Origin of the sequence: Nocardia seriolae NBRC 15557 (assembly GCF_007990715.1) — a bacterium.
GTDB lineage: Bacteria > Actinomycetota > Actinomycetes > Mycobacteriales > Mycobacteriaceae > Nocardia > Nocardia seriolae.
Genome location: NZ_BJWY01000093.1, coordinates 25,662 through 31,775, shown reverse-complemented (window position 1 = coordinate 31,775; position 6,114 = coordinate 25,662). Strand labels below are relative to the sequence as shown.

The 6,114-nt window shown below is 68.4% G+C and carries 7 protein-coding genes; 4 read left to right on the top strand and 3 right to left on the bottom strand.

Translation table 11 applies throughout. The features are described 5' to 3' along the window. The first annotated feature begins 366 nt into the window (after nt 1–366). Both rpsB and tsf read left to right on the top strand, forming a co-directional pair. Nucleotides 367–1,227, top strand: coding sequence for a 30S ribosomal protein S2 (gene rpsB / locus NS2_RS24930; protein ID WP_033086119.1), 861 nt, complete (start codon nt 367–369; stop codon nt 1,225–1,227). 108 nt (nt 1,228–1,335) lie between these two features. Beyond that, nucleotides 1,336–2,151 (top strand): translation elongation factor Ts, encoded by an 816-nt coding sequence (gene tsf / locus NS2_RS24925; protein ID WP_033086120.1) that lies wholly within the window; start codon nt 1,336–1,338, stop codon nt 2,149–2,151. Between the two features lie 133 nt (nt 2,152–2,284). Here tsf and NS2_RS37815 read toward each other — a convergent pair whose 3' ends face one another. The 3 genes from NS2_RS37815 to NS2_RS24910 form a co-directional block, all read right to left on the bottom strand. Then, on the bottom strand, nt 2,285–2,623 hold the full coding sequence (locus NS2_RS37815; protein ID WP_033086121.1) for a hypothetical protein: 339 nt from the start codon (nt 2,621–2,623) through the stop codon (nt 2,285–2,287). Nucleotides 2,624–2,703: 80 nt separating this feature from the next. Continuing rightward, the gene (locus NS2_RS24915; protein WP_033086122.1) at nt 2,704–3,234 is read right to left on the bottom strand and encodes a cupin domain-containing protein; all 531 of its coding nucleotides are present in this window, start codon (nt 3,232–3,234) and stop codon (nt 2,704–2,706) included. A gap of 11 nt (nt 3,235–3,245) precedes the next feature. Continuing rightward, on the bottom strand, nt 3,246–4,130 hold the full coding sequence (locus NS2_RS24910; RefSeq protein WP_033086123.1) for an NmrA/HSCARG family protein: 885 nt from the start codon (nt 4,128–4,130) through the stop codon (nt 3,246–3,248). A 107-nt stretch (nt 4,131–4,237) separates the two neighbouring features. Here NS2_RS24910 and NS2_RS24905 point away from each other — a divergent pair, with 107 nt between their 5' ends. Together NS2_RS24905 and pyrH are read left to right on the top strand one after the other, a co-directional pair. Next, the gene (locus NS2_RS24905; protein WP_081985685.1) at nt 4,238–5,128 is read left to right on the top strand and encodes a helix-turn-helix transcriptional regulator; all 891 of its coding nucleotides are present in this window, start codon (nt 4,238–4,240) and stop codon (nt 5,126–5,128) included. Between the two features lie 223 nt (nt 5,129–5,351). Further along, entirely contained in the window at nt 5,352–6,086 is a 735-nt protein-coding gene (gene pyrH, locus NS2_RS24900) for a UMP kinase (RefSeq protein WP_033086124.1), read from the top strand. The last annotated feature ends 28 nt before the right edge of the window (nt 6,087–6,114 follow it).

The window sequence follows — 6,114 nt, the reverse complement described above, 5'->3', positions numbered from 1 at the left end:
CGTAGGCCCGCGGTGCCGATGACCGGGCCGTCGGGGCCGATTTCACGCACCGCCCAGAATCCGATCGCTCGCGCGCAGAGGCGTCAGCGTCAGCCGTGCGGTCCGCGGCATCAGCCCACGATAGGTCCCTGACCTGCGCGTGGTCACCCGGTTATCACCCACCCCCAGGGGGCGATTTCAGTCTGACGCCCCGGCTGCGTAAACTGGTCCAGCGGTTTGCGTGAACGCGAACCGACTTCGCGCGCCCACTGTGAGTGTCGCCGGCTGGTCCCCCTGAATTTCTCGGAGGGTTCCGGTGGCCGTGGGCGCCAGGGCAGGGATCGCCGATTCCTGTGTCAACCAGCAACGAGAGGAAGTTACGGAGCCATGGCTGTCGTAACAATGAAGCAGCTGCTCGACAGCGGCGCGCACTTCGGTCACCAGACCCGCCGGTGGAACCCGAAGATGAAGCGGTTCATCTTCACCGACCGCAACGGCATCTACATCATCGACCTGCAGCAGACGCTGACCTACATCGACAAGGCCTACGAGTTCGTCAAGGAGACCGTTGCCCACGGCGGCACCGTCCTCTTCGTCGGCACCAAGAAGCAGGCCCAGGAGTCGATCGCCGCGGAGGCGACCCGCGTCGGCATGCCCTACGTGAACCAGCGCTGGCTGGGCGGCATGCTCACCAACTTCTCGACCGTCCACAAGCGGCTGCAGCGCCTGAAGGAGCTGGAGTCGATGGAGCAGACCGGCGGTTTCGAGGGTCGCACCAAGAAGGAAATCCTCATGCTGACGCGTGAGAAGAACAAGCTGGAGCGCACCCTGGGCGGCATCCGGGACATGGCCAAGGTTCCCTCGGCCATCTGGGTTGTCGACACCAACAAGGAGCACATCGCCGTCGGCGAGGCTCGCAAGCTGAACATCCCGGTCATCGCGATCCTGGACACCAACTGCGATCCCGATCTGGTCGACTACCCGATCCCGGGTAACGACGACGCGATCCGTTCGGCCGCGCTGCTGACCAAGGTCGTCGCGTCCGCCGTCGCCGAGGGCGTGCAGGCTCGTGCCTCGCGTGCCGCCGGTGACTCGAAGCCGGAGGCCGGCGCGGGCGAGCCGCTCGCCGAGTGGGAGCAGGAGCTGCTGTCGCAGGCCGCCCCCGCCCCCGCCCCCGCCCCCGCCGCCGAGGCCGCCCCGGCCGAGGCCACCGAGGAAGCGCCTGCGGCTGCTTCCGCCGAGGCCTGATTTTCCGCCGCGAGGCATCTGTTCACCTTGCCGACCGCTCATGTTCCATGACGGTCGGCAAGGTGTGACCCCCACAGACTTTCACTCACAAAGGGAGGCTCGCCCGAGATGGCGAACTACACCGCCGCCGATGTGAAGCGGCTCCGCGAGCTGACTGGCTCCGGCATGATGGACTGCAAGAAGGCGCTCGAGGAGAACGCGGGCGACTTCGACAAGGCCGTCGAGTTCCTGCGCATCAAGGGCGCCAAGGATGTCGGTAAGCGCGCCGCGCGCTCCACCGCCGAGGGCCTGGTCGCCGCGCTGGACGGCGTGCTCGTCGAGATCAACTCCGAGACCGACTTCGTGGCCAAGAACCAGGAGTTCCAGGACGTCGCCAACGCCATCGTGGCCGCGGCCGCGAAGGCCCGCCCGGCCGACCTGGGCGCCCTCAAGGCCGTCGAGGTCGACGGCAAGACCGCCGACCAGGTGCTGCAGGAGCTGGCCGCCAAGATCGGCGAGAAGCTCGAGCTGCGCCGCGTCGCCGTGTTCGACGGTCAGACCACCGTCTACCTGCACAAGCGTGCCACCGACCTGCCGCCCGCCGTCGGCGTCCTGGTCGAGTACACCGGCTCCGACGCCGATGCCGCTCGTGCCGCCGGTATGCAGGTCGCGGCCCTCAAGGCCAAGTACCTGACCCGCGAGGACGTCCCGGCCGAGCTCGTCGCCAAGGAGCGCGAGATCGCCGAGGCGACCGCCAAGGAAGAGGGCAAGCCGGAGGCCGCGCTGCCGAAGATCGTCGAGGGTCGCGTCAACGGCTTCTACAAGGACGTCGTGCTGCTGGAGCAGGCTTCGGTCACCGACTCCAAGAAGACCGTCAAGGCCCAGCTGGACGAGGCCGGTGTCACCATCACCCGCTTCGCCCGCTTCGAGGTCGGCCAGGCGTAATCGCCCGAAGCTCGAAAAGGCCCCTCGCCCATCGGATTCCGATGCGCGAGGGGCCTTTCTCGTACCCGGGGGCCAACGCCGGCGCGAACCCGGCGCGGGAAGCGGCGAGACCGGGAACGGATTCCGGTTCAACTCATGCGGGACATCCCGGGGAGACGTACCAGGTGCCGGTGGCGAGGCTGACCAGGAGCGCGACCGTGGAGGCCAGGAGGCTGTTCTGGTGGGTGCTGTCGAGGCGGGGGCAGGGGACGTAGCCGACGGCGTTCAGGATCGTTTGCGCGACGGCATCGCTGCTGCCGGTGCCGGAGCCGGAGGCCGAGCCGGAGCTACCGGTTCCGGTGGCGGCGACGGCGGGAGCCGACGGTGTCTGCACGGGGATGTCGGCTGCGGCGGGTCCGGCGGCGGTGGCGAGGGCCGCCGCGAGCGCGAGGGCGGCGAATGCCGTTCGGGCCTTGTGGTTCTTGCTGCTCATGAGCGCAGATCATAAGTGAAATTCACATGTTTCAATCTAGTTCGGCGGCCATGAGTTTCAGGGGCAGCGGAATTCCGGGCTCAGTCCGATGGCCGGTTCTGGAGTGGGGTCAGCTGGTGGATGTCGTGCTTCAGGCGGAGTTCGGCGATGAGGTCCGGGGTCGCCTCGCCGGAGAGCAGCAGCTCGCTCAGTTCGGCCAGGTACTTCTCGTGGCCGGACGGGGTCACCATGAAAAGCGTTTTGGCGGTGGTGGTTCCGGGGTTGTAGAAGGCGTGGGGGCAGCCCGCGGGGACGTACATGAAGCTGCCGGGGCCGCCGCGGTAGACGGTGGTGCCGTCCTCGGCCTCCCAGGTCAGCCAGTCGCCGATGGCTCTGGCCCGCGGGTGGAAGGAGGCGAGCAGGTCCAGTTCGCCTTCCACGACGTAGAAGGTCTCGTCGGCGTGGCCGTGCCAGTGCGCGCCGACGTCGAAACCCGGTGGGACCGTGGCCTCGAAGGCGGACCAGGCGTCGGAGCGGTCGGCGCCGAGTTTCATCGTCATGGTGGGCTGGACCTGCTCGCCCGCGCCGGGTGGCAGCAGCAGGCCGTCGGCGGCCAGGAGTCCGTCGGTCACGGTGTGGCTCCTCAGAGTTTCCAGTCGGTGGCGCGCAGCCAGCCGTCGAAGGTCAGCAGTTCGGGCAGTTCGGCGCGCAGGGCGGCGATGTCGATGGCCCGGGCCGGGTGGGAGTTGAAGTGGGCGAACATCTTTCCGACCTGCTCGTCGAAGGCGCTGATCTGCGCGACCGGGACCTGCACCGTGCGCGGGGTCAGTCCGGCTCGGCGGGCCAGGGTTTCGGCGATCTCGGTGGGTGTGAGCGCGTCCCCGGCCAGGTCGACGACGCGGCCCAGGAATGCGTCGGGCCGATCGAAGGCCAGGGCGGCGAAGCGGCCGATGTCCTCGATGGCGATCAGCTGCATGGGCAGGTCCGGCGGAATCGGCAGCGCCAGGACCAGGTGGTCGCCGTCGCGGGAGGGGCGCTGGTAGGTCGCGAAAGTGTCCATGAAGGAGACCGGGCGCAGGAAGGTCGCGGGCAGGCCGAGGGCGCGGATGTGGTCCTCGATGTGCTCCTTGGCGTCGTAGTACTCGATGCCCGACCCCGCGCCGACGCCCTGCAGCGAGCTGTAGACCAGATGCGCCACGCCGGTTTTCGCCGCCAGTTCGGCCACCGCCTTGCCGCGCCGCTCCTCGGCCGCGACCGCCGCCAGGCTGATGTGGACGCCCTCCATCATGGTCAGCATGAGGAAGACGCCGTGCACGCCGTCCATGGCCGCGCGCAGCGAATCCTCGTCGTCGAGGTCGCCCATCGCGAGCTCGGCGCCCGCAGCCCGCAGCGCCGCCGCCCGGGGCGACTCCGGGTGACGGACGAAAGCCCGTACCGGCCAACCCTTTTCGAGTAGCGCCCGCGCCGCCGCGCCGCCTTGCCGTCCGGTTGCTCCGATGACCAGTACCGGTCCGTGTCCGTTGTTCAAGTGCGGCTCCTGCCTCGTCGATCTCGTTTTCGACGGTAGGAAGCCGTGCACCACCCTGTCCTGGTGGCCATACGGCTAGGCACGCACCTGTTCAGGGGGATGTCGAAATGGTAAGTGGCGACGGAATTTCGGGATCGAAAGCCGCCGGGGGAGCCGGGGCAGCGGCCGGTCCGGCGTCGCGGCACGCGCAGCTGGGCGAGTGCCTGCGCGCACACCGGGCGCGCTTGCAGCCCGGCGATGTCGGGTTGGTGCCCTACGGCGATCCGGCCCGCCGCCGCACGCCGGGGCTGCGGCGCGAGGAGGTCGCCGAGCTGTCCGGGGTCGGGCTGACCTGGTACACCTGGCTGGAGCAGGGGCGAGAGGTGGAGGCCAGTCGGCAGGTCATCGACGCGCTGGCCAGGACGCTGCGACTGGATCGGGATCAGCATCGTCACCTGCGTTTCCTGGCCGGTCTGGTGGAGCCGCCGGATTCGGTCGCCGTCGCCGATCGGGAACGCCTGCAACGCCTGGTGGACGCGGTCATGCCCCATCCGGCCAGCATCTACGGCGAGGATTTCGACTATCTGGTGTGGAATCGGGCCTACGTGCGGGTGCGTGACAACCCGCTGGATCTGCCGCCGGGTCGGCGCAATCTGCTCTGGATGATGTTCACCGACAAGGCGAATCGCATGCGCATGGAGCATTGGGAGCGGGCGGCGCTGGCGGTGCTGAGCCAGCTGCGCGACGCCCTGGGGCGGCGGCCGAGCGATCCCCGGCTCACCGAGCTGGTGGCCGCGCTCATCGCCGAGAGCCCCGAATTCCGGCATTGGTGGTCGGAATATCCGGTACGTCGTTTTCGCCCGGCGGTCATCACGGTGCGGCACCCGGACGCGGGCCCGATCGAACTGGAAGTGTTCCAGTTGCGCCCGGTCGAGAATCCGTTCCTGCTGATGGTGGTGCAGGTCCCCGCCACGCCGGTGGCCGCCGAGCGGATCGCGGGGCTGCTGGCGGCGGAATGATCGGGTCGCCCACGAGTCGCGACGGGGCCGGACCGGTCGGTCGAAATGTCACGAATCGGGGCGCGGTATCGAGGGTCGGCTCACCGTCGTGACCGGTCGTGAGGCAGGATAGATGAAGCTTTGTTGCCGTCCCGTGCAATTCGTCGGCCGGGATGGTCTTTTCATGTGCCTGTTCCCTGACTGGCATGTATGGGCACGCTCGACCGCTGAGACAAGGAGACCGATGACGGACCCGGATACCGCCCCCGATCGCAAGGGCTATCGCCGAGTGCTCCTGAAGCTGGGTGGCGAGATGTTCGGCGGTGGCCGGGTGGGTCTCGATCCCGATGTGGTGCAAATGGTCGCCGAGCAGATCGCCGAGGTCGTCTCCGAGGGCGTCCAGGTCGCGGTCGTGATCGGCGGCGGCAACTTCTTCCGCGGCGCCGAGCTCGAGGAGCGCGGCATGGAGCGGGCCCGCTCCGACTACATGGGGATGCTCGGCACCGTCATGAATTCCCTTGCGCTGCAGGACTTCCTGCAGAAGCAGGGCATCGACACCCGGGTGCAGACCGCCATCACCATGGGCCAGGTCGCCGAACCGTACCTGCCGCTGCGCGCCAAGCGGCACCTGGAGAAGGGCCGCGTCGTGATCTTCGGCGCGGGCATGGGCATGCCCTACTTCTCGACCGACACCACCGCGGCGCAGCGCGCCCTGGAGATCGGCGCCGAAGTCGTGCTCATGGCCAAGGCCGTGGACGGCGTCTACAACGCGGACCCGCGCGAGGACCCGGACGCCACCATGTTCACCGAGATCACCCACCGCGAGGCGCTGGAGCGCGGCCTGAAGGTCGCCGATGCCACCGCCTTCAGCCTGTGTATGGACAACCAGATGCCGATGCTGGTGTTCAATCTGTTGACCAAGGGAAATATCGCCCGCGCCGTCGCCGGTGAAGAGATCGGCACCCTGGTCCGGTCGTGACCGACGACAAGAACCATGACGCAGTGGA

Coding starts and splice junctions, on each gene's coding strand:
- rpsB (WP_033086119.1), top strand. CDS start 367: ATGGCTGTCGTAACAATGAAGCAGCTGCTCGACAGCGGCGCGCACTTC.
- pyrH (WP_033086124.1), top strand. CDS start 5,352: ATGACGGACCCGGATACCGCCCCCGATCGCAAGGGCTATCGCCGAGTG.
- NS2_RS24905 (WP_081985685.1), top strand. CDS start 4,238: ATGGTAAGTGGCGACGGAATTTCGGGATCGAAAGCCGCCGGGGGAGCC.
- tsf (WP_033086120.1), top strand. CDS start 1,336: ATGGCGAACTACACCGCCGCCGATGTGAAGCGGCTCCGCGAGCTGACT.
- NS2_RS37815 (WP_033086121.1), bottom strand. CDS start 2,623: ATGAGCAGCAAGAACCACAAGGCCCGAACGGCATTCGCCGCCCTCGCG.